Genomic DNA, 24,761 nt, shown 5'->3' with positions numbered 1-24,761 from the left:
TCATAAGTCCACCTGTACTTTCGTCAGAATCACTTCAACAAGCCGCGCACCGGGATCCACCGCTCCAGCAACTTGGGTTTTCTTTCCTCCGCTTCGCGCCGCAACGGTCCGCTGAGCGAGAAGCACTCGATCACCGCGTCCGCCAAACCGGTATAGCTCCTGGCAATGTCCGATTTGGGATCGCATTCCTGAATCGACAGGCCCTGATTCACCGCCGCGATGGCGGTCGGATAATTGTTGGGAAGCGTCCAGAAGACCTTGATTCCAAGGGCCTTCTCGACCGATTCCAGGCTCATGAGCTTGCTTTTCACGTACCGGTTCAGGACCAGGCGGATTTTCTTGTCGTAGATCCCCATCCGCTCGAACAGCTCGAGCGCCCGGTGCGCACTTTTCAGAGAAGGCACGTCCATTTCCGTGGCAAAAAGAATCAGGTTGGCCTTGTCCAGGACCAGAGCCAGCATGTCGTCGAACTCCTTGGGCGTGTCGACGACGACGTATTCGAAAGACTGTGCCAGGACGTCGAGAATTTCGTCGATGTCGGCCGGCGTGATGCGCCTTGCGTCTTCGGCGTAGAAGGGCTCGGCCAGGACACGAATCCCCGACGCGTGCTTCACAAGGGAGCCGTCGAGGAAAAGAGGATCGATCCGTTTGAGATTCTTGACCAGGTCGAGAATCGTGTACGACGCCTCGAGGTTCAGAAAGCTCGTAACGGATCCGAACTGCAGGACCAGGTCGACGAGACAAACCGTCTTCTTGCGCGCAACCAGGCAGGCAGCGAGATTCGTCGCGATGGTCGTGGAACCCACGCCCCCTTTGTTGGAGGAGATCGCGATGATATGTCCGCGATCACCGGTCCTCGCCGTGTGCGCGTCGATCTTCTTGCGGATTGTGTCGAAGGCCTTGAAGACCTCCGGCCAGTTGAACGGCTGCGGCAGGAACTCCTCCGCCCCGGAGCGCATCGCGCGCAGAATCGTTTCCGGGCTTGCCTGCGGAGACGTCAGCACCAGATGAACGTTACTCATGCGGAGCTTGATCTCTTCGGCGATGGCAAATGCCCGCTCCGCGTCGCGGCTCAGGTCCACGACCGCCACAACCGGACCCGCCTTCCTCGCCAGGGCGTCCAGCGCCTCCCCGTAGCCGTAAACCCGGGACTCGAGAAAGAAAGCCGGCTCTTTCTCGAGCTGCTGCTTCAAAGAGGCCAAAGCGAGGCTATCTTCGCCAATGAGACAGATCGGTAGCTTCATTCTCAGTTACGCTTTCGTCAGAGCAGCGAATTCGTCCCTCTCCGTTTCTCCCTACGGAATCGTGGCGCCTCGACCGGCCGGTTTTTTCGGCTCCGGAGAGCCCGGGACCGGCACCTGCCGGATGTCCGGATCGTCGTACTTCTCGATCGACGGGAGCTGAATCCGTTCGCCGGGTTTGGTCGTTCTCACGATTCTCGGCGTGATGACGAACACCAGCTCCGATTCCTGGTTCCGAAAACGCGTACTTCTGAAAAGCGCGCCGAGGATCGGAATGTCTCCCAGAATCGGAAATTTCGAGAGATCTTTCAGGATCCGGCGATCGAGCAATCCAGCGATCACCAGGCTTTCACCCTCCCTCATCTCGACACGGTTTACCGCCCGGCGAACCTTCAGGCCCGGCACTCCCTGCACCGAAACAGTCTGATCGATCTCACTCACCTCCGGAAAAACTCTGAGGTCGATGCGATCGGACCAGGTAATCGTCGGCACGAAGTCGAGCCTGACGCCGAACGGCTTGAATTCGACCTCGAAAGTATCCTCCCCCAGCCCTACCACCGGAAACTCGCCGCCGGCCAGAAATCCGCCGGACCGGCCGTTTTTCATGACGAGCCTGGGTTGCGCCAGGATCTCCGTCACGTTCTTGTTCTGGAGCAGGCGGTAGAGCGCCGTCAAAGAATACGCTCCGTTGGTGTAGGTGAAGATACCGGACGTGGCGGCGCCGAACAGAAGGCGGCCCGCTTCGTCCGTCTCCTCGAACAAATTGCTACCGAAACCCGACTGCGAGCCTAATCGGTTCAGCGAGCTCGTACGGGACGTATTTTGGATGAAGTCAAACCCGATCTCCCTGAGCTTTCCCGTCGCAACCTCGGCCACTACCACATCGAGCTCGATCTGCCGCACCTCGCGGATGGTCAGAAGGTCGATAACGCCGGCAAGACCACGCTTGTTGCCCCAACGCTCGACGTCGTCCAGCGCGCTTTCCTCCTCGAAGGCGATCTGCCCACCGCCGGCAAGGGCGAACCCAGTGACGTTGGGCCGGTTCTGCCGGGTTCCCCCGCGGACATTGATCGTGGTGACGGGGGCGACGGCAGGCGGCGGTTTTGGCGGAAGGTAGGTCGAGACGACCTCCAGAACCTTGTCATAGACCACTTCGTTGGAAACCTCGCCCTTCAGGACGATCGCAGGACCCGAGGTGGAAACCTCGATCTTCTCGTCGGGAAAAACCGCGCGCAACTGATTCCGGAGGGCCGTGATATCGGCGGTCACGATCAGGTCGTAGTTCGCCACGTCCCCGGCCTCGTTAAAAACGACCAGAGACGTGGTCCCGACGGCCTTTCCGTTGATGAGCAGTTGATTCGGCGCCAGCACGACGACGTCGGCGACCTGCGGTTGCGAAACCGAAACCCGTTTCGCTTTGGCCGCAAGGCGAAAGACCATCGATTTGTTGACGGTGACCGTGATGGTCGGCGCAACTTGTTGCTGCGCCCCCGTCGCGGTGGCCACCAGCACGATCACCATCGCGATCGTTGCGGTCGCCCTCCTTACCCACCCCCGAAGGGAATCAAGGTACTCCATGAATCCTCCCCTCAAACTAGAATTCCACGACCTTCCGTTCACTCCCATGGATTACTTCGATCTTGTATTTCTCGGGCGGCACGATTGCGGGTTTCCCCGGGGCGGGCTTCCGTGCGACCGCGATCGCCAGCAGATCGCCCTTACGGCTACCGGTGGTCGTTGCAAGAGCGTCATCACCCAAACCTCGCAACGCGAGCACGATCTGTCCTTCCTGGGACGCGAGCGAGAGCTTTTCCGCCTCCTCCGGCGTCACCTCGAGCGTGATCGAGCGAGCGATCTGCGGCTTGCCGTCTTTCTGCTCCGTGCTCTGAGCCACCGAAAGTACCCGCTTGTTCTGCAGCACGATCTTCGAGACCTTGGTATCCCCACCTCCGATCGGAGTAGTGGTCAAAATCACGTCCACGCGATCGTCCGGAACGATGAAGCCGCTCACGCCCACGATCTCGTCGACCCTGACCGCCATGGCACGTTTTCCGGGCTCAAGTCGAACCGTCAGTCCCGCGCCCTCACCGGCGAGACGGGACTCGAGTATCGGCTCGTTGGCGAGGATTTTCACCCGGTTGACCTTGCCCACCACCTGCTTGGGGTCGGAAAAGGAGCCGACCGGGACGGATGCCTTCGGCCACTTGACCGCCTTGATCGTGTTGTCTTTCAGCATAGCCTCCGTGATCGTGCTCCCCGCCGCGATATCCTTGCCGGCTACAACCACGTCCTGGGTAGCGGTCTTCAAAGCCTCGCTGGCTTCGCGCTGCTGACGGAGGAAGTTATAGATCCCGTACGCGGCGATAAGACCGAAGAAGACGGCCACGACCAGTGCTATCTTGAGCCTGTTTTGCATAAGCGCTCCCCTTCCGTAAGATCTGTGACAAAAATGGCCGGCATAAGATCAGCGACAGGCTTCCCTTAAGCTCCCAAAACGGGCTAAAACCCAGCCCAACTTCCTTTCGAGTCGACGTAATACGCTATAATCGTACCAGCGCCGATAGCCACTCCCCATGGAACCGGATATCCACCCTTTGACACTCGGGCCGCCGTTGATTGTGGAACGGCCCGGCCCAACGTCAAACATGCCACTTTCAGGTCCAACCACAGGTTTCTAAAAGAACCGATCTTCGCGGCACCGACCAGAACCGAAAAGAGAGCCACCACGCCGGCGACGAGGGCGGAGTAGAAAAACACGCGGGGGAGGAATGCTACACCCAAAATGGAGCCGACGGCAGCCAGAAGCTTGACGTCGCCGGCGCCCAGCCAGCCCAACCCGAACGGCACGATCAGGACCACGATGGCAGCACCGAAGCCCAAAAGGCTGTTAGAGAGCCCGACGCCTAGGCCTAGACCGTTAACCATCAGTCCGCCAAGCAGCGCAAAAGCGATCAGCCAGTTCGGTATTCTTCTTTCCTTGAGATCGAAATACGCCCCCAGCCCCAGCACTGAAAGGATTGCAAGATCTACAGCCATGGCTGAGGTAAAACGCTTTTATTAAGTGAGCGCATCGTACCTGCACGGGTCGGCGTTGTCAACGCAAAAACGGGGCTCACGAAGGCTGCCCGAACTGCTTCCATTCCCCCTCACCGGCGCCAAAAAATAAGCCGTGGGGCAAGGCCAACTGCCTTCCCCACGGGTTTAGGCCAATAATCGCGCAGGAGGCGAAATCTAGCTCCCGCAATTCTGCGGGTCCGCGACGCAGCTCGAGATCTTACTCCAGCCGCTCGCCAGCTCGTCACCGATGTTCGTCTGCCTGATTGCCACCCAAAAAACCAGCGCGACCAGCAGAACCATCAAGGTATACTCCACGAGACCTTGACCCTCTTCCTCCAGAATCAAGCGCTTCAGAAGTTCCATTTTTTCACCCCCTTTCCTTTCGCAAACTCGGGCTTCGCTCAACACCGGCCACGCTCGAGCCACCGCTTAAGTTCCGGACCCGGATCCGCAACTAAACGGCGCGGCAGCACAGCTGGTAATCGCTTCCCAACCCTGGGCAAGAAGCTTTCCTATGTCGGTGTCTTTCACTCCCAGCCAGAAAACCAGGACGACGAGAAGAACAATAAAAGTGTATTCCACCATACCTTGTCCGGACTCACCCGTTGTCGGTCTCTCATTTCTTCTCATGTCGGTCTCCAGCGTTTCCTGCTCGAAGTGAAGCTTGCCATCCCCCGCAGCAGTTTCCATGCCATCGCGGGGGCCGCATATATTTCGCGGAGTTAGGCACCGCCACAACCTCTGGCTCCCTGAACCCGTGACAAATCTGACAGCACGGCTACCAGCCGGTGTCACAAAGCGCTCGGTTCTCGGTGCAAAAAAGAACGAACACCGGAATACCCCCATCCGGCTGACTTCCAGGGCAGAGCTCCGAAAGCACGCGATACCTTTGTGAATTCGATGGGTTCGAAGCGCGACGTCGAAGGGTTCTCTTGTCGAATTGGCTCTATTACGGCACTCTTGTTCTTTGGTACGCCTTTTGCTGCCAAGCTTTCGTCAGCCTTAACGAATCACGAGGCAAGCGTCAGAGACTACGGATTGCGAAATTAAGGCGCATTCGACCAGTTTGCTGCCTTCGACTCGAAGGAAAAAAATGCAGGACGCACAAAAAGAGAAAACGCCGTTGACGGTTCTCGTCATCGAAGACCATCCAGATCAACGTGACCTGCTGGCTATCGTTCTCCAGCGCGAAGGTTACAAAGTTATAACCGCGAGCAACGGGCTCGAAGCGTTGGAGCGGCTCGCCAAGGAGCCGGTCCAGATCATTCTCTCCGATATAATGATGCCCAAAATGGACGGCTTCGAGCTGATCCATAAGGTGCGAAGCAACCCGGCTTTCAAGAACATCTATCTGATTTTGATCACCGCCCGGATCCAGGAGGGCGACAGGGTCCGCGGCCTGGACCTCGGCGCCGACGATTACATCACCAAACCGTTTTCCTTTTCCGAGCTGCTCGCGCGTGTACGGGTCGGAACGCGTGTGGTGCAATACCAGCAGCATCTCGAGCATCAGAGCCACGTCGACTCCCTGACGGGTCTTTTCAATCGCCGGGCCTTCGAAAAAAAGATAGAGGAAGAATTCGAGAGGTCGAAACGCTACCAGCATCCGATCTCCCTTCTGATTCTCGACATCGATAACTTCAAGACCATCAACGACACCTACGGCCACCACGGAGGGGATACCGCGCTCGTGAAAATCGCCGAGATCTTGCGCGAACGGACGCGCCAGAGCGATTTCCCTTCGCGCTACGGCGGCGAGGAATTCGTTCTGATCCTGCCCGAGACCGATCAGGAAAGCGCGCTGCAGGCCGCCAGGAAAATCCATGAAGAAATCCGCGCCAGCTCGTACGGCACGGCTAACGCGACCTTTCATCTGACCGTGAGCATCGGCCTGGCCTCCACCTCGACGAAAGAGTACCCGGACTGGCGCAAGATGCTCGACGACGCCGACCAGGCTCTCTACCGGGCGAAGCACAACGGCAAGGACCGTATCGAGCTGAGCGTTCCCGAAAAAAATCAGCTCCGCGGCCGCACCCCCGCCGTCGCCTGAGCCATGGCCTCTCGCATTTCGATCGTCGCCGGCGCGCTCGCGGCGACCGTCGCCCTCGGGGCATGGACTGTCTTTCACCAGGCTCCGTCCGCCGCGCCGGCCCATTTGTCCGGAATCAGGCTGTCGCATTCGATCGCTCCGTCGGTCCAAATTGCAGATCCGTCCCGGGTCGTCGATGCCCTCGGGAGCTATGCGCTCTACTACTTCCGGCTTTTAACCTCCAATACCGAACTGTGGATTTACGGTGCAGTAGCGATCTTCGGCGTCCTCATGATGGGCCTCGCGATCGGGAGCACACGGGCGGCTTCGCCTTCGGCGGCGGAGCGGGCTCTCGAGCTGCTAAAGCAGGAAAAGGAACGAGCCGAGAACCTGGCTCGCTTGAAGTCGGAGTTTTTGAATCAAGTTTCCCACGAGCTGCGCACACCGCTGGCCGTCATCATGGGCTACATCGAGTGCATGACGGACGGCCTTTACGGCAAGCTCGACGGCAAACACCAGGAGATCCTGGAAATCGTCACCAAGCAAGCGAGTCACCTCAAGAACATGATCGATCAGATCCTGATCTATTCCCGCCTCGAAGCGAACAAGCAGCCGCTCCGGGTCGAGGAGTTTTCGGTGCACAAAGTGCTCGGGGACCTGCGGGAGACGTTCGATTTTCTCTGCAAGCAAAAAGGCCTCGAGCTGCAGTGGCAGGTCGCCCGCGACGTTCCCGACCTGAAAAACGACCCGGAACGGTTCAAGGAAATCGTCAGCAATTTGCTGCAAAACGCTCTGAAGTACACGGATCGAGGCACCGTGCAGCTGACGCTTAAACACCTCCCCGGCGTGAACTCGGTCATGCTGCAGGTCCGCGACACGGGGATCGGGATCCCCGAGAACTACCTTGCGACGATCTTCGACCCGTTCACGCAGGCGCACAAGACCTCGACAGAGAACTCCCGCGGCGGCATCGGCCTGGGTCTGAGCATTGTCAAGAAACACGTGGAACAGCTGAACGGCAAGATCGCCGTCGAAAGCAAGGTCGGTGAAGGAAGCACCTTCACGGTGGTTATTCCCCGCGCGATCAAGCTCAAGTCCTCGAAGCGCAGCCGGTTCCTTCGGTTCCTGGAGCGCGTACCGAAAATGCCTCTGCGGCTGAGCAGCGCTGAGAAGAGCCGCGCCGTGGAGCAGTCTGGGCGGGCGGCGGTTTAGTCCACGGCTCCGATCATCCTTTTTTCCCGGTCAGACCCGCATCGATGGGCCGAAACCGAATTCTTCTTCCTTCCGTCGCCGAAACCATTTTCCTCAGCATCTTCGTTTTCCTGAGCCTCGGCTACGGCGCGGGGCTCCTGGGCGACGGCGACACCGGTTATCACATCCGGGCCGGTGAGTTCATTCTCGCGCGCCGAACGGTCCCCAAAGCCGACATCTTTTCATTTTGGGAACCGCCGCTTCCCTGGATGGCCCACGAATGGCTGTCAGAGGTGATCATGGCGATCGTCCATGCCGCCACAGGGCTTACGGGTATGGTCGTTATGTTCTCCTTCGTCCTCGCGCTCACCTTTGCGCTCCTGTACAAAATGCTGCGGGAGCACCGCACGGACGCTCTGCTGGCCCTCGTGGTCACGTACCTTGCGGCGGTTTCCTCCGCCCTCCATTGGCTGGCACGGCCGCACGTCTTCTCTCTATTATTGACGGTCGTCTGGTACCGCCTGTTGAACCGTTTTCAGTACGGCGGGCGCGGAAGGCTCGGGCTTTTGCCCCTTGTCGCACTTTTGTGGGTTAACCTGCACGGCGGGTTTATCCTGGGTCTCGTTTTGCTCGGCATCTACGCGGCGTGCAATGTCGTCGCAGCCGCTACCGACCCCCTGGATTCGCAAAGCCACTGGATACGGGCCGGAAAGCTCAGCGTTTGCCTCCTTGCGTGCATCGCCGTGTCCGTCGTAAATCCTCGCGGCTGGGACATGCTGATTTTCCCGTTCCAACTGACCTCCAATCGATTCATCCTCGATCACATATCCGAGTTCTTGTCCCCCAATTTCCATCGCCCGCTGCCGTTCAAGTACCTGCTGATGCTGTGCGTCGCTTTGCTGGCCTGGACGAAAACCCGGCTCGATTGGATAGAGCTGGCGTTGATTCTCATCTTCACATACATGGCCCTGTTCTCCGCCCGTTACATTCCGCTTTGGGCCATCGTCACTGCGCCGATTTTGTGCCGTCTGGCGAGGCGAACGATCGCCGAGCTTCCACCGCGGCTCGGTGCGTTCTGGCAGACCCGCGCCGGCAACCTCGAGCGAATCGAACAGCGTACCCGATCTTATGTCTGGTCGGGAGCCGGCCTGGCCGTCGTCGCTACGCTCGTGGCCACCGGAGCTTTCAAAGTCGATTTCGACGCGAAGCGATTTCCAGCCGAAGCTGTCGAGTTTTTGAGGCGGGAGCACATCCCAGGGCGTATGTTCAACGATGATGAGTACGGCGACTACCTGATTTATAAAGCATGGCCTCAATACAGAGTTTCCTTTGACGGTCGGTCGGACATGTACGGGGAAAAAATGGGCCGCGAATATCTCAAGATGGTACAGGTTCTTCCGGGATGGGAGAAGACGGCGGAAGACTATGGTATCGGCTGGGTTTTCGTACCGACCCGTTCTTCCCTTGCCGCGGTGCTGGCCGCTCGGGAGGATTGGCGGCCGATCTACTCCGACCGGGTTGCCACCATTTTCGTGCGTAACAACGAGACCTACCGCGCCCTCATCCAGAAATACCCGGCTGTAAAAGTCCAGTTTCCGGAGGCTGAAAATTCGACCTGACGAATGCTTTTTTCCGCGGTTGTCTCGGGCCCATCGGACCCATTTTGTGCACTGTCGATCTAAAACCTCCCCGCAGACCGCCGCGCCCGCTCCGCGTCACGCGATAATCGAACAGCGGCCGCCGCTGCTGGACAGGAGTGTCAAATTGACAAGCGACGGCGCACGAAAACGGTCAATGGCACGGGCTCACGCAAACATTTGCGGCCGGGAAACGGTGCACACCTGCCTTCGATTACCACGCTTTACCGGATATTCCCTGGCACGGGCCTTGCTCCCAAAATGGCCAAAGCGTGCTCCCGAAGGCGCGAAGCTGCGCACGGATTACGTTGTTCGCGGAAAGAACCGCGTGCTGTTATCGATCGGCGCACGACCGGGTAACCTTTGATGATTCACACCGTTAATGATCTTTCCGGGGACGCCGTTTTTCAGCTTCGGGTCAGACAGGCTATTCTGGCCGCACAGCACACCGTCAAGCAAGTAGGGCTGCTCCTCATCGATTTCGACACGGCCGGGGAAGATTCCGGAATTCTCGACTCCCGGCGGGAAGGGCTCGTCGAAGAGGCGTGGATCCGCCTGCGCGGCACCCTGCGCGAATCCGACACGATCGTCCAGATGGACTCCGGCGATCTCGCGGTGCTGCTTCCGTCGGTCGCCGGGCCGGACGATGTCCTCCTCGTCGCGAGAAAGCTTCTCAACCGGCTGGCGGAGCCGTTTGCCGTCGGGGATCTCAGAATCGAGGTCGAGCCTCGGGTCGGAATCGCCCTGTTTCCCGAGCACAGCAGCAATGCCAACATGCTCATCCAGCGGGCCGACGCGGCGCTCTCGGCCGCCAAGCGGACCAAGACCACCTATGTGGTTTATGCGGGCAGCGAGTCCAACGGGCAGCGGCCGCCGCTGCGCATGGCCGAGCTGCGCCATGCCATCGTTGCGGATCAGCTGTTCCTCCTCTACCAGCCCAAGATCGATCTCAAAACCGGCCTGGTTTGCGGCGTGGAAGTGCTGAGCCGATGGCAGCATCCGCAGCTCGGCCTGATTCCTCCCGACGAGTTCATCCCGGTCGCCGAAAGAACCGGCCTCATTATTCCCCTGACGTTGTGGGTCCTGCAGCAGGCGCTCCTGCAATGCCGCGCCTGGAACGAGGCCGGCGTCGATCTCAGCGTCGCGGTCAATCTCTCGATGTGGAATCTCGAGGCCGCGGAACTGCCGGATCAGATCAAGGCGATGCTCGCCGACGTCGGGGTCAAGCCGGAGAGCCTCGAGCTGGAAATCACCGAGAGCGCGATCATGGGCGACCCGCAGCGCGTCATGCGGACTCTGAGCGCGGTGCGCGACCTGGGCGTTCGATTCACCATCGACGACTTCGGCACCGGCTACTCGTCGCTGGCCCACCTGAAAAAGCTGCCGGTCGCCGGAATGAAGATCGACAAATCGTTCGTCCAGAACATGGAAAGCGACCGCGACAACGCGGTGATCGTGAGGTCGATCGTGGACCTGGGCCACAACCTCGGCCTGAGCGTCGTCGCCGAAGGAGTGGAGACCCTGGAGGCCAAGGAAATGCTCGCATCGTTCCGATGCGACGCCGGTCAGGGTTATTACTTCAGCCGGCCCGTCCCCGCTCAGGACGTGGTCAGGTTGATGAAGCTCGGCAAGAAACTAACGGCGGAAAAGCTCGTTCCGCCCTCTCTCAACGGCAAAGCAGCGGGCTCCAGAAAGCCCGCCACCCGGTCTCTTGACATCAAGACCGGAATGGCCGGATAATTGCCCCGTTCCACCCTGGGGACCACGAGGCGATACGAGGAGAGACAATGTTGAAGCGAAACACGATCGCGGCGGTTCTGGCGGCCCTGATACTCATCCTCCCCTTCGCAGGCTCCGGCGCGCTGGGGGCCCAGTCCGAGCTTCAGGAGGACGACGGGGCGTTTTACTTCGGGAGCATCATCCTCTCGATCCTGCACTTCCCGCTCAAGCTCGCAACTTGCGTGGGCACCCAGGCTACCGGCGCCGTAGCCTACGTCGCCACCTACGACGTTCACGGCCACTATGACGGCGGCACCTACGGCAGGGACATCGGCGAAACCGCGCGCCGCTCCTGTACCGGCGCCTGGCTGATTACTCCGACGCAGGTCAAGAGAGATTACGGCGAGTAATCGTCCGGGGTTTCGGCTGCTTGCGGTCGGCGCCGGCGCTCGCTGATCGACGAGCGCCGGCGTGACAAAGGCGGGAAATCCCGAGGGAGACAGGTAGGCGGGCTAATCCGACCCGGGTGCCTTGCCGCGAGCTTGCCCGCGGGCGGCGGCGGGCTTGAAGGCGTTTTTTTCGATCCCGTGGAACCGCATTTTACGGTAAAGCGATTTCACATCGATGCCGCAGCTCTTGGCGGTCAGGTTGATTCTCCCCCTCATCGCCCTCAGTCGCGAGATCAGGTAAAGCTTCTCCTGCTCCCTGAGCCAACGGTTTAGAGGTGCGTCCTCGGCGATCTCGAGCGGCCGGCTCCCGCGCGGCGCAGGATCGCCGTAGATCTCGACCTCGTCGATGGTCGTTCCGCGCGCCATCACCACGGACCGCTCCAGCACGTTGCGCAGCTCCTGGAGGTTGCCCGGCCAATGGTACTCCATCAAGACCTTCAGCGCGGCGGCCGAGATCCCGGCGATACCCTTGCGCCTCGCCTCCGGATGGCGGCAGATGAAATCGCTCACGATCAGCGGAATGTCTTCGACTCGATTCCGCAGGGGCGCCAGGGAGATCGAGACGACGTTCACCTGGTAGTAGAAATCCCGCCTCATGCGCCCTTTCTCGACCAGCTCGAGAAGAGGCGTACGGCTCGCCACGACCAGTCTGAAGTCGGTTGAAATGTCCCCCTTTGCGGCCAGTCGCTGAACCTTGCGGTTCTGCAACGCTACCAGGAGCTTTGCCTGGACCGAGAGAGGGACGGCGTCGATCTCGTTCAGGAAAAGCGTGCCCCCGGAAGCCAGCTCGATCTTCCCCGGGCGGGCGTGATCGGCTCCGGGAAAAGCGCCATCCTCGTAACCGAACAGCTCCCTTTCGAGAAGCGCGTCAGGGAACCCCGCGCAGTTGACGACGACGAAGGGACCGTCGCGCCGCTCACCCCGACAGTGAAGCGCGGTTGCCAGGAGCTCTTCCCCGGCCCCGCTTTCGCCGTTCAGGACGACGGTCATATCCGTTGCGGCCACCCGGCGCAACGTGTCGAAGGCCTGACGCATCTCGACGCTCTTGCTCAGCAGCCCCCCGAGTTCCCACGGATTCTTGAGCTCCCGCCGCAGGCGGCGGATTTCCATGAAGACCCGCGTGCTCTCGAGCACGCTGTCCAGGGACTCCCGGATCGCGGCAGCACTGAACGGTTTGACGATGAAATCGCTCGCTCCGAGCCGCAAAGCCTCGGCACTCTTCGCCACGCCCGCGGAACTGCTGATGATCACCACCGGCACGTCGGCATAAGACTCGCGGACGCGCCGCATGAGATCCAACCCGCCGAGTCCGGGGAGATCCAGATCCACGAGGAGCAGATCGACGTCCCAGGTCTTCAAAGCCTCCAGCGTCGCTTCGCCGCTGGCGACGCACGTCACCCGGAAACCTCCCTGGGCGAAAAGTCGCTCCAGCTGCCGCGCCGACGAAGCTTCCGCGTCGGCAATGAGGATATGCGCTCCCCGATCCTCGCCCCCGCCAAATCGCCCGGGCGACCGTGCTTCCCGCAGACCGAAACCCGTCGGATCTCGGCTAAGACCTTCGGAGCTTTCCAGCGAAGCCATGCGACAACCCTCGACCGAGAAAATTTCCAATTGACATCACTCGCGCCGTTGTGCAGAATCGCGTCACACAACGCGCCCGGACCCCTCGCGATCGGCTCGGCAAAACGAGCGTCGATGGGCCCCATCAATCCCGATCATGCCCGCCTCCTCAGGACTTTGGGCCAGCAGCTCGAACGTCGTGAGTTCCGGTCCATCACGGTGGAAAAAGCCGGCGACCGCTTTTCCGTGACCCTCGACCCGGCGCCGAAGCGCCGGCAACGGGACGCCCTCCCGTTTCGTCTCCCGCAGAGGAGGCCGCGAACGCCAACCGCGGGCGCCCTCTTGGAATTCAGCACGGGGGAGCTGGAGCTGCTTGATGCGGCGGGTTATTCACGTCGCGGGACGAAGAACCTCATGCCGGACGCGTACGATTTTTCTCAACGACTGCGCGTCATCGGAGATTTTCTCGACCGCAGGCGCGCCGGCGATTTTCGCATTTCCTGGACCGCAGCGGGCGCCGAAATAACCTATGCCACCCCGGCCGGCGCTCGACTGAAAGAAACTTTCCAGTCGGACACGCTTTACGACCTCTGGATTCACATGTACCTGCGCCGGCGCCGGCGGCCCGGGTAAACGCGCCCTCTCGGGCGGTTTCCAGTTTCCGGTTTCCGACCGTGAACTGCTCTCCGCATTGGCACGCGCCTCTGCGGCCCGTTCCAAGGCCGCATCCTGCGTCTGGAGTCCGACTCTTGCGTTTCCTGTCGCCCTTCTGGCGGGACGGAGCGAAGCGGTTGAATGGTTTGAACGACCGCCTAAGACGGTCTCACACCGGAACGATATTCGGCCCGGAGAAATTCTTGGTTGCGTTCCGGCTGTCTACGAGAATCGGGCTGCACTCGACCAGCAACCGGTAGTCGAAGCAGCTGTGGTCCGTCAGGATCACGACGCAATCCATGGCCCTCAGGAACTCGGGCTCGATCGGGCTCGATTGCAACGTCTCTCCGTGGAACTTCAGGCTCGGCACGTACGGGTCGGAGTAATGGATCACCGCGCCTTTCTGGCGAAGCTTCTCCAGGACGTCCAGCGCCGGTGACTCGCGAACATCGTTCGTGTCCCGTTTGTACGCGACGCCGACGCCGAGAATTTTCGAACCCTTCAAGCTCTTCCGCTGTTCGTTGAGCGCGTCGGCGATGCGTCCCACGACGAAGCTCGGCATCTCGCTGTTGATCATCCCCGCCAGCTCGATCAACCGAGCCTCGAACCCGTTCATCCTGGATTTCCAGGTGAGATAGTACGGGTCCACCGGGATGCAGTGACCGCCGAGGCCCGGCCCGGGATAGAAGGCCATGAATCCGAAGGGCTTGGTCTTCGCTGCCTCGATGACTTCCCACACGTTGATGTCGAGGCGGCGACAGAGCATCGCCATCTCGTTGGCCATGGCGATGTTGACGCTGCGAAAGGTATTTTCCAGCAGTTTTACCATCTCGGCGACTTCCGGTGACGAGACGGGAACGATCGTTTCGATGAACTGGGAGTAATACGCGCGGGCCAGCCGCGTGCACGCCTCCGTCACCCCGCCGACCACTTTGGGGATGTTGCGCGTCGTGAACTTCTTGTTCCCCGGATCGACCCGTTCCGGCGAAAACGCCAGAAAGAAGTCGCGGCCGACCCGAAGGCCGGACTTCTCCAGAATCGGCAGAACCAGGTCGCGCGTCGTGCCCGGGTAGGTCGTGCTCTCGAGGATGATCAGCTGCCCGCGCTTCAGATGATTGCGCACGGCTTCGGCCGCCGCGGTGACGAACGAAAGATCCGGCTCTTTGGATTTTCTCAACGGCGTCGGAACGCAGATGCTGAGCGCGTCCAGGCGCTCCACCACCGCCAGCGATTGCGTCGCGCGGATCCTCCCGCCGGCCGCCAGCGGGAGGAGCTCCTCGCTGGGAACGTCAGGCACGTAGGAGATGCCGGCGTTGACCGACTCCACCTTGACGCCGTCGATGTCGATCCCGACCGCGTCGAAGCCGCACTTCGCCATCTCGACCGCCAGAGGCAGACCGACGTAGCCGAGCCCCATGACGCCGACCCTGGCAGTGCGGTTCACGATCTTCTCGAGCAGCCTTTGTTCGCTGTCTTCGGTTGCGCCCGGCCCGTGCCAGCTCTTCGCCGGTTCGATGCCCCGCGCCTCTGCCGCCGCTTCCGCCGCATCGATCCCGTCGCCGATCCTGTTCATAGACCATGCCTCCTCAAGTAGTCGACCGTTTTCACCAGCCCGGTTTCGAAATCCGTGCCGGGCTCGTAGCCCAGGTATCGCCTGGCGCGCGAGATGTCGGCGAGGGTCCGCCGCACATCGCCGGGTCGGCTGGCCGTGTGAACGACTTTCAACCGTTTTCCCAGAAGCCGCTCGAGAATCGCGATCAGATCGAGCAGCGAATGCGCCTTTCCCTGAGCGATGTTGAACACGCCTTCGCCGCAGTCGGATGCCCGCGCCGCGAGAAGATTCGCTTCGACGACATCGTCGATGTAGGTGAAATCCCGGCTCTGGAGGCCGTCGCCGTGCACCTGCAGGGGCTCGTCGCGAAAGGCCCACGTGATGAAGCGCGGAATCACGGCCGCGTACTGCGACTCCGGGTCCTGGCGCGGCCCGAAGACGTTGAAGTAACGCAGCGAGACGGTTTGCAGGCCGTAGATCTTCGTGAAAACCACACAGTAGTTCTCGCCGGCGAGCTTGGAGACCGCATAGGGCGATACGGGCTTGCACGCCTGACTTTCTTCCTTGGGCAAAACGGGCGAGTCCCCGTAAACCGACGAGGAAGACGCGTAGACGACGCGCTCCACGCCGGCATCGCGGGCGGCCACCAGGACGTTGAGGGTGCCGCGGACGTTCGCCTCGTTGGAGGCGAGCGGATTGTCGACGGAAAACGGAACGGACCGAAGCGCGGCCTGATGGTAAACGACCCGCACGCCTTTCATGGCCTTGCGCAGCGTGTCGAGATCGCAGATGTCGCCTTCTATCAGCTCGAGATGACCCGAAAGACCGTTCAGATACTCTCTCTTGCCCGTCACGAAATTGTCGAGCACCCGGACGCGCTCTCCCCGGCGCACCAGCCGCTCGGCCACGTGCGAGCCGATAAAGCCGGCGCCGCCAGTCACAAGATTCATCGATGGGACTTCCTTTCAGTGGTGACAGTGATCAATTGCGGATTGCGAATGGCATTCGTTCAAAGCTCGAGGTTCGAAGAAAGACCGGAGACCGAAGACCGGGGACCGGCACGAACATTTAACCGCCTCCTTATAGCATAGCGCTCGACGTCTTGAACGGAGCGAAGCGGTTGAACGGTTTGAACGTTTTGAACGGGAGCGAAGCGACCTCTCCCCAATCGAAGCACCGGAGCCGCCAGTCCTGTCCCTCCGCCGCCACGGCGGCCGCGTAGCCGGCTCCTGCATCCAGCTCCACCAGCCGCCAGCGCGAGGCGCCGCCGGGTTCGCAACGCGCGTCGATCAGCCTCGCCGCCTCTCCGGGTTTCAACGACACGTCGAACTGATCGAGAGGAATGGCAAGGCCGAGGCCACGCGCCTTGATGTAGGCTTCCTTCCGCGTCCAGCAGTTGAAAAATCCCGCCGTCCGCAGCTCCTGCGGCAGCTCCCGCAGCGACTTGATTTCCGCAGCTGAGAAGAAACGGTCCGCGATCTCCATCGTTCCCTTCGCCGGGTCGATCCGCTCCACGTCGATTCCGACAGCCCGACCGCGAGCGATCGCGTAGAGCGCAAGGTCGCCGCTGTGAGAAAGGTTGAACTCGACGTCCGTCCCGTCCGGTTGCGGGACAAGAGCGGGCTTCCCGTAAGGGTTGTACGCAAACCGGAGCTGCCGCGGCTCCACGTTCAGATACATCCCCAGGAGAACCCTGAGCAGCCCCCGCGCGGCGACGAAACGATCGCGGTCTCGCGCAAAACGATACCGCGCCGCCCGCTGCCCCTCGTCACCCGAGAGAACCGCGGCCAGCCCTTCGAGTGGTTTTTCGGAGCGATGAAGACTCACCCTCCACACATGAATCTCGTCGCGCCCCAAAGCCGGCAGGCGCTGTGTTTCAAGCAGCGCCGCGGCCCGCCCGTCAGCTTTCTCCAAGGCAGCCATTTCGTTGCTCGTGCCTAGGATTCCTTTCCTGTCCGTCCGTCCATCTTTCTTCTGAGGCTGAGCGGTCTCATGTCCGTCCAGACTTCTTTTATATACGCCAGACACTCGGCTTTCGACCCGCTCTTCCCGACCTCTCTCCAGCCCGCCGGCGGCTCCCGATCGGCGAACCAGATGGAGTACTGCTCTTCCTCGTTGACGACGACCTTGTAGATCCTACCATCATCTGTTTCCGCCATAGTTCCCGACTCCGAACACACACTTCTATCCTATAGCCCGCCGCCCTGAATAACGCGACGGTCGAATTTCCGTGTCAGCTCACACGCCTCCCGGCCGCTTGGATCGGACGCTCAGGGCCTTCATTACCTTGTTGCGCCTCGTTCAAGCGGGCTCCGAGCCTTTCAGCCCAAGTCGTCACCTGTGGCTCCTGAGCGATTGTGGTGTGATCGGCCTGGATGGAATAGACTTCCAAATCGCCCTCGATCAGCGTGCGCCAAATCGAAATATAATCGTGTGGATTATCCTCTGCCCTGAAAAAGACCACCGATCCTCGATATTTCCCGGGTCTGTAGGCGCGTCGCGCCCGGACGTGGAGATCCGTAATATACGTCGATCTGCAAAAATGGGGAATATCGCGTCCGGTCAGCACGCAAAAACGATAAGCGGTCCTTCTGGCAGCAAGCCTGATTTCTTTGACCTTCAACCGCCGGGCGAGTTCTCGACCGATGGCGCCGACCGCCTGAACTACCAGCTCCTTTCCCCGGATGCCCTGCAGCCGCTGGAGCTTGTCACAGATCCGCCGCCAGCCCGCCAGATTGCCGCATGAAGCGCGGATCGCGCTGATTCCAAGTGTCGAGCTGTTTCCCGAAAGTGCGGGCGCTATCCCGTCGAGAAGAGCCAACAACGAAACTTCCTCTCCACGATTCCGGAGTTGCCGAGCCATCTCGAACGCAAGCATCCCGCCGAAGGAATAGCCGCCGAGAAAATAAGGCCCTCTTGGCTGGATGGAACGTATCTCTTCGAGGTATTGCAATGCGATCTCTTCGACGCTCGTGTAGCGAGCGGCTTTCCCGTCCAGAGCCTGAGGAATCAGGGCATAAACCGGTTGGTCCGGGCCGAGGCAACGAGCCAGGCTGCTGTTCGTCGCGTGCCCGTGAACCCAAAAAAAAGGCGGCTTTGAGCCGTTCGGCTGAATCGGAACAAGGAACGACCACTGCGGCTCGTAGCCGCCTTGCCGCGCCAGCTCTGCAAGGTGGGCCACGGTCGGACATGTAAGGAAGTCGGGGAGACGGATTCGCGGCCCCAGCTCGGTCTGAATCGTGGCGAGGAGGCGCGCCGCCTCCAGTGAATTTCCTCCCAGCTCAAAGAAATTCTCGTGCGCCCCTAACGCATCGATTTTGAGAAGACGCTTCCATACATTTGCAATCTCGAACTCGAGCCGGTCTTTGGGGGCCGACTTGACGGTGCGGGGCCCCGAATCCGGTTCCGGGAGGGCCTGACGGTCGATCTTGCCGTTGGGCGTAAGCGGCAGCCGGTCCAGAAACACGAAAGCTCCCGGCACCATGTACCCCGGTAGCTTCCCCCTCGCGTACTCCCGAAGCTCTCCGGCTTCCAGCGATCGCCCCGCCTGCGCAACGACGTACGCCACCAGCCGGTCCCCGCCTCTCACCGCCGCCACCACTTCCTTCACCCCTTCGTGCCCCGACAAAACCGCTTCGATCTCTCCCAGCTCGACGCGAAAACCGCGGATCTTGACCTGACTGTCGGTCCGTCCGATGAATTCGATGTTCCCGTCCGCCAGATGCCGGCCCAAATCTCCCGTACGGTAAAGCCGCGACGAAGCCGGCCCGAACGGGTTGGGAACAAACCTCTCCGCCGTGAGCTCCGGCCGGTTCAGATATCCCAGCGCCACTCCGTCCCCGCCGATATAAATCTCTCCCACCACTCCGACGGGAACGGGAAGAAAATTGCCGTCCAGGATATGAATTTCCGTATTGTGGATCGGGCGTCCCAGCGTGACCCTTTCGCAACCCGGCTCGACTTTCCAGACCGTGGACCAGACCGTTGTCTCCGTCGGCCCATAGAGGTTCCAGACCGAGCCGCTTCGAGCCAGAAGCTCGCGGGCCAGATCCCCCCGCAGACTCTCTCCGCCGCACAGGACCTTCAGGGTCCGGCTTCCCTCCCATCCTGCTTCCACCATCATGCGCCACGTGGTCGGCGTCGCCTGCATGATCGTTGCGCCGCAGGCGGAAATCTTCTCGCCAAGAGCCCTGCCGTCGACCACGGTTTCGCGCCCGGCGATTACGACGCGGGCACCGGTGATCAGCGGCAAGAAAAGCTCGAGCACGGCGATGTCGAAGGAAATCGTCGTTACGGACAGCATTACGTCCGCCCCCGAGATGCCGGGTCGCTCCTTCATCGAATAGAGAAAGTTCACGACCGCCCGGTGCGGAACCCGGACGCCTTTTGGCTGCCCGGTCGACCCCGACGTGTAAATCACGTACGCCGTCTCGTCGGGCTCCGACGCTCGCGGAAGATTTCCCGCCGCGGTGAGAGGCTCTTCCTCCGCGAAAACCTCGTTCAGGCACACAAACGGTATCCCGGTAGCCGTCAGTTGCTCTCGCAGGATCCTTTGCGTGACCAGGGCGGCGACGCCGCTGTCTTCCAGGATGAAACCGATGCGTTCGTTCGGATATGCCGGGTCGATCGGCACATAGGCTCCGCCGGCTTTCAGGATCCCCAGAAGGCCCGCTACCAGCTCGGCCGAACGCTCGGCGCAGATCCCGACCAGCGCCCCCGGCCCCACTCCGATCTGCCGGAGCCGACGCGCCAGGCGGTTCGCGCGTTCGTTCAGCTCTCTGTAGCTAAGCACTTGATTCTCAAAGACCAAAGCGACCGCCTCGGGAGTCCGCTCCACCTGCTCTTCGAACAGCTCGTGCAGGCAGGCCCGGGGATAGCGCAGCTCGAGCCCCCGCGCGCCTTGCCCTGCGTCCCCGGCGAGGCGCACCGCAAACGAAGCAAGCCTTTGCTCTGCGTCCGTAGCGATCGCCTCCAGGACTCCGACGTATTCCCGCAGAATTCGCTCCGCAGTGGCGCCTTCGTAAAGATCGGTGTTGTAGGACAAAAAGATCTTGCGCGTGATTGCCGGATCGACGGTGACGCCCAGGTCGAACTGCGCCGCCCACTGCTCGATCTCGAAGGGCGACCAGGAGATGTCGTCGAAATCGACCCCGTGGAGCGGGGCGTTTTGAAAGTTGAACAGGACCTGCACCAGGGGCGAACGACTTGCGTCCCGCCCCGGCGCCAGCTCCTTGACGAGCCTCTGAAACGGCAGCTCCTGATGCGCGAACGCATCGAGAACGACCTCGCGGACGCGGCGGACGACCTCGCGCAGCGACGGATTTCCGGAAAGGTCGGTGCGCAGCACCAGAACGTTGATGAACGTCCCGATGACGCTTTCCCATTCGGCCCGCGTCCGGTTGGCGACCGGAGAGCCCAGCGCCACGTCGTCCCGAGCGCAGTAACGGGAGAGGAGAACCTTGAAAGCCGCGAGGAAAACCATGTAGAGCGTGGCGTTTTCCTCGAGAGCGATCTTTCGCAGCCGCTCGATCAGCTCCGCGCTCATGGCCAGAGATCGGTGCGTTCCCCGGAAGGTTTGCACCGCCGGACGCGGCCGATCCGTCGGCACCGACGCCGGCTGCATTCCGGAAAGGCGACGCTTCCAATAAGCGAGATCTTGCCGCAACTGTTCCTCGGTCACCCGTTCGTTTTGCCAGAGCGCGAAGTCGCCGTACTGGACGGCGGCAGCGGCTGCCGGCGGCGGAACACCGTTGCGGTGCGCGTTATAGGACGCGCTGATCTCGCGCGCGATCACGCCGAGCGACCACTGATCCGAGATCAGGTGATGCATGACGAGCGACAGCAGGTGATCGCGGTCGCCGAGTCGAACGAGGAGCAGCCGGGTAAGCGGCCCGCGAGCGATATCGAACGGCCGCCGCGCCTCTTCTCTGAGGATTTGCCTTGCCAGGTCGATTCTTTTCTCCTCCGGGGCATCTCCGAGGTCGATCTCGGGCAGGTCGAGCTGGAGCGCCGGAGCGATGACCTGCACCAGACGGCCGTCGCTGCTTTGAAAGGTGGTGCGCAGCGCTTCGTGCCTCTCGACGAGCCGGTCGACGGCCCGGCGCAGCGCCTCGCGATCCATCGTTCCCGTGAAGCGAATCGCGGCAGTAACGTTGTAGGCGCCGCTCTCTGGGGCGAACTGCTCCATGTACCAGATCCGCGTCTGCGAATCCGACGCGGGGGCCCACCCTCGATAACGACCCAGCGGAACCGCCGCTTCATCTCCCGTATCCGGGCGGCGGGAAAGCGCCTGCTCGACCCGTTCCGCGAGCGCGGCGAGCGTGGGCGCCTCGAACAGTGCCCGTAGCGGCAGCTCGATCCCGAGCTCGCGCCGGATGCGGGAGACCGCCTGTGCGGCGAGGAGCGAGTGGCCGCCCAGCTCGAAGAAGTGCTGGTCTCTTCCTACGGCTTCGAGCCCGAGCAGGTCCCGCCATAGAGCTGCGATGCGTTTTTCCACTGGAGTTCGCGGCGGGGCCAGGCTCCCGAGGTTCTCGGGCCTCCGGTTGCGCGCCAGGCGCAGCGCCCGGCGGTCGAGCTTGCCGCGCGGCGTCAGCGGCAGGGATTCGAGCACCACCGCCGCCGACGGCACCATGTACTCCGGGAGCATGCTTCGCAAGAAACCCTGCACCTCGTCCGGGTTGAGCATCGCCGCCTCTTCAGGGACCACGTAGGCGACAAGCCGCCCCGAGCTTCCTTCTTCTTCGAACAGGACCGCGGCATCCCGGATCAGCGGGTGTTTTCTCAGGGCCGCGGCCACTCCTTCCGGCTCGACGCGAAAACCACGGATCTTGACCTGGTCGTCGGCGCGGCCGAGAAACTCCAGGCTGCCATCCTCCCGGCAGCGCACGATATCGCCGGTACGGTAGAGTCGGGAACCAGGGCTACCGAAGGGGTTCGGTATGAAGCTTTCCGACGTGAGGTCGGGCCGCCCGGCGTAGCCGCGCGCAAGCCCGATCCCGCCGATGTAGAGCTGCCCCGGAACTCCGTCCGGCACCGGCTTGAGGTTTCGGTCAAGGACCAGGGCCTGGACGTTGGCGATCGGCCGGCCTATGGGAACCACCGCCGACACGCCGCATTCCACCGGCTCGTTCGTGAGATCGGCGACCGTAGCCGCCACCGCTGTCTCGGTCGGACCATAGGTGTTGAGCAGGCGGACCTTCGGGCCGACGAACGCCTGCCACAGAGCCACTCGCTCGGGAATTGCTCTTTCTCCTCCGATGATCACCAGGCGGACACAATCGGGAACCTTCAGCCGCTCCGCCGCTGCACAGGCGGTCAGCCCGTGCCAGTAAGCGGTCGGCAGATCGAGCACCGTGATTCCCCGCGCCCGGCACTGCTCCAGAAACTCCGCCGGCGGAATGCACTCCGGCCGGCGGCAAAAGACGAGCGCCGCGCCCCCGGTCAGGCAGGGAAAGATCTCCTCCGCCGAGGTATCGAAGCTGATCGAGGCGAACTGCAGCACCCGATCGGAGGGGGCTATCTCGAAGATGCGGGCGGCTTCGGAGACGAAGTTCGCCAGCGCCCGATGCGGGATCTCGACGCCTTTCGGCACCCCCGCCGAGCCCGAAGTGTAGATGACGTAGGCAAGGTCCTCTCCCGAGACCTCGACGCGCTCTCCATCGGGTGCGGGTGTTCTCCACGAGCCGGGATCGTCGAGACAAATCACTTCCGCCGCGCCTTTGGCGGCCGCGCCGGCCAGCTTCCGCTCCGTCAGGACCGCCCGAGCGCCCGTATCCCGAACGATGTACTCCAGCCACCCGCTCGAGTACCTTGGATCGATCGGGACATAAGCCGCGCCCGCTTTGAGCACCCCCAGCATGGCCGCGATCGTCGCGGGCGATTGCGGCAAGTAAAGAGAAACACGTTCCCCCCTCCCGATTCCCCGCGCTCGCAGCAGCCGCGCGACCACGCCGGCCCGGCGATTCAGTTCGCCGTAGGTCAGATTTCCCGCGTCGCTCAGGACCGCCGTGCGATCCGGCGCTTCGGCCGCGCGCCGCTCCAAAGTCACGTGAACCGGCGGAGGCTCGGGGTCTGTCTCTGGCGGGTTGCATCGGGCCGTCAGGCGCCGGGCTTTCTCCTCCGACGCCAGGCTCAACCGGCGAAGGGGCATATCAGGCTCCCGAAGAAGATTGTCCAGCACCCGCTGAAAATGCGCCGTGACACGCCGGCCGTCTCGCTCGCCGAAAGCCGATTCGTGCAGGTCGAAATCGATCGAGAGGCTCTCTGCCGAGCCGAAATCGTGGATTTGAACGGCGAGGCTCTCGTCGCCGTGCCCGTTGTGCACCCACTCCGGCCTGGCCGGAATCCCCGCGAACTCGGAGAACGAACGGGTGTGATAGTTGAGCGCCACCTCGTAGACCCGCCTGAACAGCGGATTGGTCACCGCATACTGCCCGTAGCGCAGCGTCCGGCGCACCTCGCCGGTGAATTTCCTGGCCAGCGAAGCGAAAGTCTCGTCGTCGGCGAGCACCGTCCTGACCGGCAGAACTTCGGAGAACAACCCGATGGTGTCCTTGAAGATCGCCGTCCGCCGGTTGTGAGACGGCACGCCGATCGTGTAGCTGTCGTGGCCGTTGAGACAGTGGAGATATCCGATCAAGGCGGCTGCGAAAACGCCGAACAATCCCACCTGCTGCGAGCCATCGTTCAGCGCGGCCGCGATGCTCTTGGCCTTCTTCGTGCGCTCGCGCCCGAGATCGACGGACACCCGGCGAACCCGGGTACTTGTCACGGTGGGGACCCGCCCGTAGAAATCGAGCCTATCACCCACGTCCGCGACGAACGCCTTCCAGTAATCCTCCGTTTTCCGATACCGGGCGGAGCGCCGGCAGGAGCGCTCGTAAGCGACGTAATCGGCAAACGGCGGAAGGTCGACGGTTCGCGCCAGCCTCCCTTCCCTCGCGAGGCAATAGAGCTCCGCCGTCCTCCGGTAGATCACCTCGAAAGACCAGCCGTCGCAAACGAGATGGTGCACGTTGAGGTACCAGACGAAGCGGTCCTCCGCCAGCCGGATCAGGGCGCTCTCGAAAAGCCGGCCGCGCCAATCGAGCGCCTTCCCGCAGCGCTCCTGCATCCACCGCTTCGCCGCCGCTCGAGGATCGTCGGAGCCGGAAAGGTCCACGTTTTCCACTTCGGACGGCACGGAGGGCAGCACCGTTTGCAGCGGAATGCCTTCGTCTTCCTCGAAGCGCGTGCGCAGCGCGTCGCTCGAAGCGACGAGAACCGAGAACGCCTGCCGGAAAAGCGCTACGTCAATTTGCCCGTCGAGGTAAAGCGCGCACGCCAGATTGAAGACCGGTGCCTCCGGCAGCAGATTTTGCGCGAGCCAGATCTGGAGCTGGCTCGGCGTGAGGTTCGACCGGTCGTACGGATTCGCTGCCGCGGGAGCGCCCGCCCCCGGCGAGCCGGCCGCGGCGGTCCCGCCTTGCCGCTCGCCCGCACCTCTGGCGAGGAGTTCTGGTTGATCGAAGCTCACGGACATTTATGACTGTGCAGACTGTTCAAGCCGTTCAACCGCTTCGCTCGGTTCAAGCCGTGCGGGCTCACGGCGGTTCAGGTTCACGGTTCAAGGCCGCGCGAAGCGCAGCATGGAACGGACCGCGGAATCACAGAGCACGTGGAGACAAGACGGAC

General features: G+C 61.9%; 18 protein-coding genes. 6 read left to right on the top strand and 12 right to left on the bottom strand.

What is annotated here, in order from left to right; all coding sequences use genetic code 11:
* Positions 1-29: 29 nt before the first annotated feature.
* The 6 genes from VNN77_03800 to VNN77_03775 form a co-directional block, all read right to left on the bottom strand.
* Positions 30-1,202: an AAA family ATPase gene (locus tag VNN77_03800; protein ID HXG50515.1), complete on the bottom strand. Its 1,173-nt coding sequence runs from the start codon at positions 1,200-1,202 to the stop codon at positions 30-32.
* Positions 1,203-1,295: 93 nt separating this feature from the next.
* On the bottom strand, positions 1,296-2,819 hold the full coding sequence (locus VNN77_03795; GenBank protein ID HXG50514.1) for a pilus assembly protein N-terminal domain-containing protein: 1,524 nt from the start codon (positions 2,817-2,819) through the stop codon (positions 1,296-1,298).
* A 16-nt stretch (positions 2,820-2,835) separates the two neighbouring features.
* Positions 2,836-3,657, bottom strand: coding sequence for a Flp pilus assembly protein CpaB (gene cpaB / locus VNN77_03790; GenBank protein ID HXG50513.1), 822 nt, complete (start codon positions 3,655-3,657; stop codon positions 2,836-2,838).
* An 83-nt stretch (positions 3,658-3,740) separates the two neighbouring features.
* On the bottom strand, positions 3,741-4,277 hold the full coding sequence (locus VNN77_03785; protein HXG50512.1) for an A24 family peptidase: 537 nt from the start codon (positions 4,275-4,277) through the stop codon (positions 3,741-3,743).
* Between the two features lie 195 nt (positions 4,278-4,472).
* Positions 4,473-4,661 carry a Flp family type IVb pilin gene (locus tag VNN77_03780; GenBank protein ID HXG50511.1) on the bottom strand — a complete coding sequence of 63 codons (189 nt, stop codon included), beginning with the start codon at positions 4,659-4,661 and terminating at the stop codon, positions 4,473-4,475.
* A gap of 66 nt (positions 4,662-4,727) precedes the next feature.
* Positions 4,728-4,988 (bottom strand): hypothetical protein, encoded by a 261-nt coding sequence (locus VNN77_03775; GenBank protein HXG50510.1) that lies wholly within the window; start codon positions 4,986-4,988, stop codon positions 4,728-4,730.
* Between the two features lie 403 nt (positions 4,989-5,391).
* Between VNN77_03775 and VNN77_03770 the strand changes: the two genes are divergently transcribed.
* The 5 genes from VNN77_03770 to VNN77_03750 all read left to right on the top strand — a co-directional run bounded on the left by VNN77_03770 (position 5,392) and on the right by VNN77_03750 (position 11,284).
* Complete coding sequence (locus VNN77_03770) at positions 5,392-6,348, top strand: diguanylate cyclase (protein ID HXG50509.1); 957 nt, start codon at positions 5,392-5,394, stop codon at positions 6,346-6,348.
* 3 nt (positions 6,349-6,351) lie between these two features.
* The gene (locus tag VNN77_03765; GenBank protein ID HXG50508.1) at positions 6,352-7,539 is read left to right on the top strand and encodes a HAMP domain-containing sensor histidine kinase; all 1,188 of its coding nucleotides are present in this window, start codon (positions 6,352-6,354) and stop codon (positions 7,537-7,539) included.
* Positions 7,540-7,583: 44 nt separating this feature from the next.
* Complete coding sequence (locus VNN77_03760; protein HXG50507.1) at positions 7,584-9,137, top strand: hypothetical protein; 1,554 nt, start codon at positions 7,584-7,586, stop codon at positions 9,135-9,137.
* Between the two features lie 384 nt (positions 9,138-9,521).
* A complete protein-coding gene (locus VNN77_03755; protein ID HXG50506.1) occupies positions 9,522-10,895 on the top strand; it encodes a GGDEF domain-containing phosphodiesterase in 1,374 nt (457 codons plus the stop codon).
* Between the two features lie 47 nt (positions 10,896-10,942).
* The gene (locus tag VNN77_03750) at positions 10,943-11,284 is read left to right on the top strand and encodes a hypothetical protein (GenBank protein ID HXG50505.1); all 342 of its coding nucleotides are present in this window, start codon (positions 10,943-10,945) and stop codon (positions 11,282-11,284) included.
* Positions 11,285-11,386: 102 nt separating this feature from the next.
* Here VNN77_03750 and VNN77_03745 read toward each other — a convergent pair whose 3' ends face one another.
* Positions 11,387-12,904 carry a sigma-54 dependent transcriptional regulator gene (locus VNN77_03745; GenBank protein HXG50504.1) on the bottom strand — a complete coding sequence of 506 codons (1,518 nt, stop codon included), beginning with the start codon at positions 12,902-12,904 and terminating at the stop codon, positions 11,387-11,389.
* Between the two features lie 321 nt (positions 12,905-13,225).
* Here VNN77_03745 and VNN77_03740 point away from each other — a divergent pair, with 321 nt between their 5' ends.
* Positions 13,226-13,516: a hypothetical protein gene (locus tag VNN77_03740; GenBank protein HXG50503.1), complete on the top strand. Its 291-nt coding sequence runs from the start codon at positions 13,226-13,228 to the stop codon at positions 13,514-13,516.
* Between the two features lie 190 nt (positions 13,517-13,706).
* Here VNN77_03740 and VNN77_03735 read toward each other — a convergent pair whose 3' ends face one another.
* The 5 genes from VNN77_03735 to VNN77_03715 all read right to left on the bottom strand — a co-directional run bounded on the left by VNN77_03735 (position 13,707) and on the right by VNN77_03715 (position 24,603).
* Positions 13,707-14,954, bottom strand: coding sequence for a nucleotide sugar dehydrogenase (locus tag VNN77_03735; protein ID HXG50502.1), 1,248 nt, complete (start codon positions 14,952-14,954; stop codon positions 13,707-13,709).
* A 152-nt stretch (positions 14,955-15,106) separates the two neighbouring features.
* Positions 15,107-16,039 (bottom strand): SDR family oxidoreductase, encoded by a 933-nt coding sequence (locus VNN77_03730; protein HXG50501.1) that lies wholly within the window; start codon positions 16,037-16,039, stop codon positions 15,107-15,109.
* 130 nt (positions 16,040-16,169) lie between these two features.
* Positions 16,170-17,012, bottom strand: a complete 843-nt coding sequence (locus VNN77_03725) for a 4'-phosphopantetheinyl transferase superfamily protein (protein HXG50500.1) — start codon at positions 17,010-17,012, stop codon at positions 16,170-16,172.
* 14 nt (positions 17,013-17,026) lie between these two features.
* Positions 17,027-17,248 carry an MbtH family NRPS accessory protein gene (locus VNN77_03720; GenBank protein HXG50499.1) on the bottom strand — a complete coding sequence of 74 codons (222 nt, stop codon included), beginning with the start codon at positions 17,246-17,248 and terminating at the stop codon, positions 17,027-17,029.
* A 74-nt stretch (positions 17,249-17,322) separates the two neighbouring features.
* Positions 17,323-24,603 (bottom strand): amino acid adenylation domain-containing protein, encoded by a 7,281-nt coding sequence (locus VNN77_03715; protein ID HXG50498.1) that lies wholly within the window; start codon positions 24,601-24,603, stop codon positions 17,323-17,325.
* Between the last annotated feature and the right edge of the window lie 158 nt (positions 24,604-24,761).

The sequence above is a fragment of the Candidatus Zixiibacteriota bacterium genome, from assembly GCA_035574315.1.
Classification (GTDB): Bacteria; Desulfobacterota; Binatia; order UBA9968; family UBA9968; genus DATLYW01.
The sequence above is the reverse complement of the archived record's forward strand: the minus strand, read 5'-3'. Positions and strand labels throughout refer to the sequence as shown.

Coding starts and splice junctions, on each gene's coding strand:
- VNN77_03795 (HXG50514.1), bottom strand. CDS start 2,819: ATGGAGTACCTTGATTCCCTTCGGGGGTGGGTAAGGAGGGCGACCGCA.
- VNN77_03750 (HXG50505.1), top strand. CDS start 10,943: ATGTTGAAGCGAAACACGATCGCGGCGGTTCTGGCGGCCCTGATACTC.
- VNN77_03765 (HXG50508.1), top strand. CDS start 6,352: ATGGCCTCTCGCATTTCGATCGTCGCCGGCGCGCTCGCGGCGACCGTC.
- VNN77_03770 (HXG50509.1), top strand. CDS start 5,392: ATGCAGGACGCACAAAAAGAGAAAACGCCGTTGACGGTTCTCGTCATC.
- VNN77_03720 (HXG50499.1), bottom strand. CDS start 17,248: ATGGCGGAAACAGATGATGGTAGGATCTACAAGGTCGTCGTCAACGAG.
- VNN77_03760 (HXG50507.1), top strand. CDS start 7,584: ATGGGCCGAAACCGAATTCTTCTTCCTTCCGTCGCCGAAACCATTTTC.
- VNN77_03730 (HXG50501.1), bottom strand. CDS start 16,039: ATGAATCTTGTGACTGGCGGCGCCGGCTTTATCGGCTCGCACGTGGCC.
- VNN77_03775 (HXG50510.1), bottom strand. CDS start 4,988: ATGGAAACTGCTGCGGGGGATGGCAAGCTTCACTTCGAGCAGGAAACG.
- cpaB (HXG50513.1), bottom strand. CDS start 3,657: ATGCAAAACAGGCTCAAGATAGCACTGGTCGTGGCCGTCTTCTTCGGT.
- VNN77_03735 (HXG50502.1), bottom strand. CDS start 14,954: ATGGGGCTCGGCTACGTCGGTCTGCCTCTGGCGGTCGAGATGGCGAAG.
- VNN77_03780 (HXG50511.1), bottom strand. CDS start 4,661: ATGGAACTTCTGAAGCGCTTGATTCTGGAGGAAGAGGGTCAAGGTCTC.
- VNN77_03755 (HXG50506.1), top strand. CDS start 9,522: ATGATTCACACCGTTAATGATCTTTCCGGGGACGCCGTTTTTCAGCTT.
- VNN77_03725 (HXG50500.1), bottom strand. CDS start 17,012: ATGGCTGCCTTGGAGAAAGCTGACGGGCGGGCCGCGGCGCTGCTTGAA.
- VNN77_03745 (HXG50504.1), bottom strand. CDS start 12,904: ATGGCTTCGCTGGAAAGCTCCGAAGGTCTTAGCCGAGATCCGACGGGT.
- VNN77_03785 (HXG50512.1), bottom strand. CDS start 4,277: ATGGCTGTAGATCTTGCAATCCTTTCAGTGCTGGGGCTGGGGGCGTAT.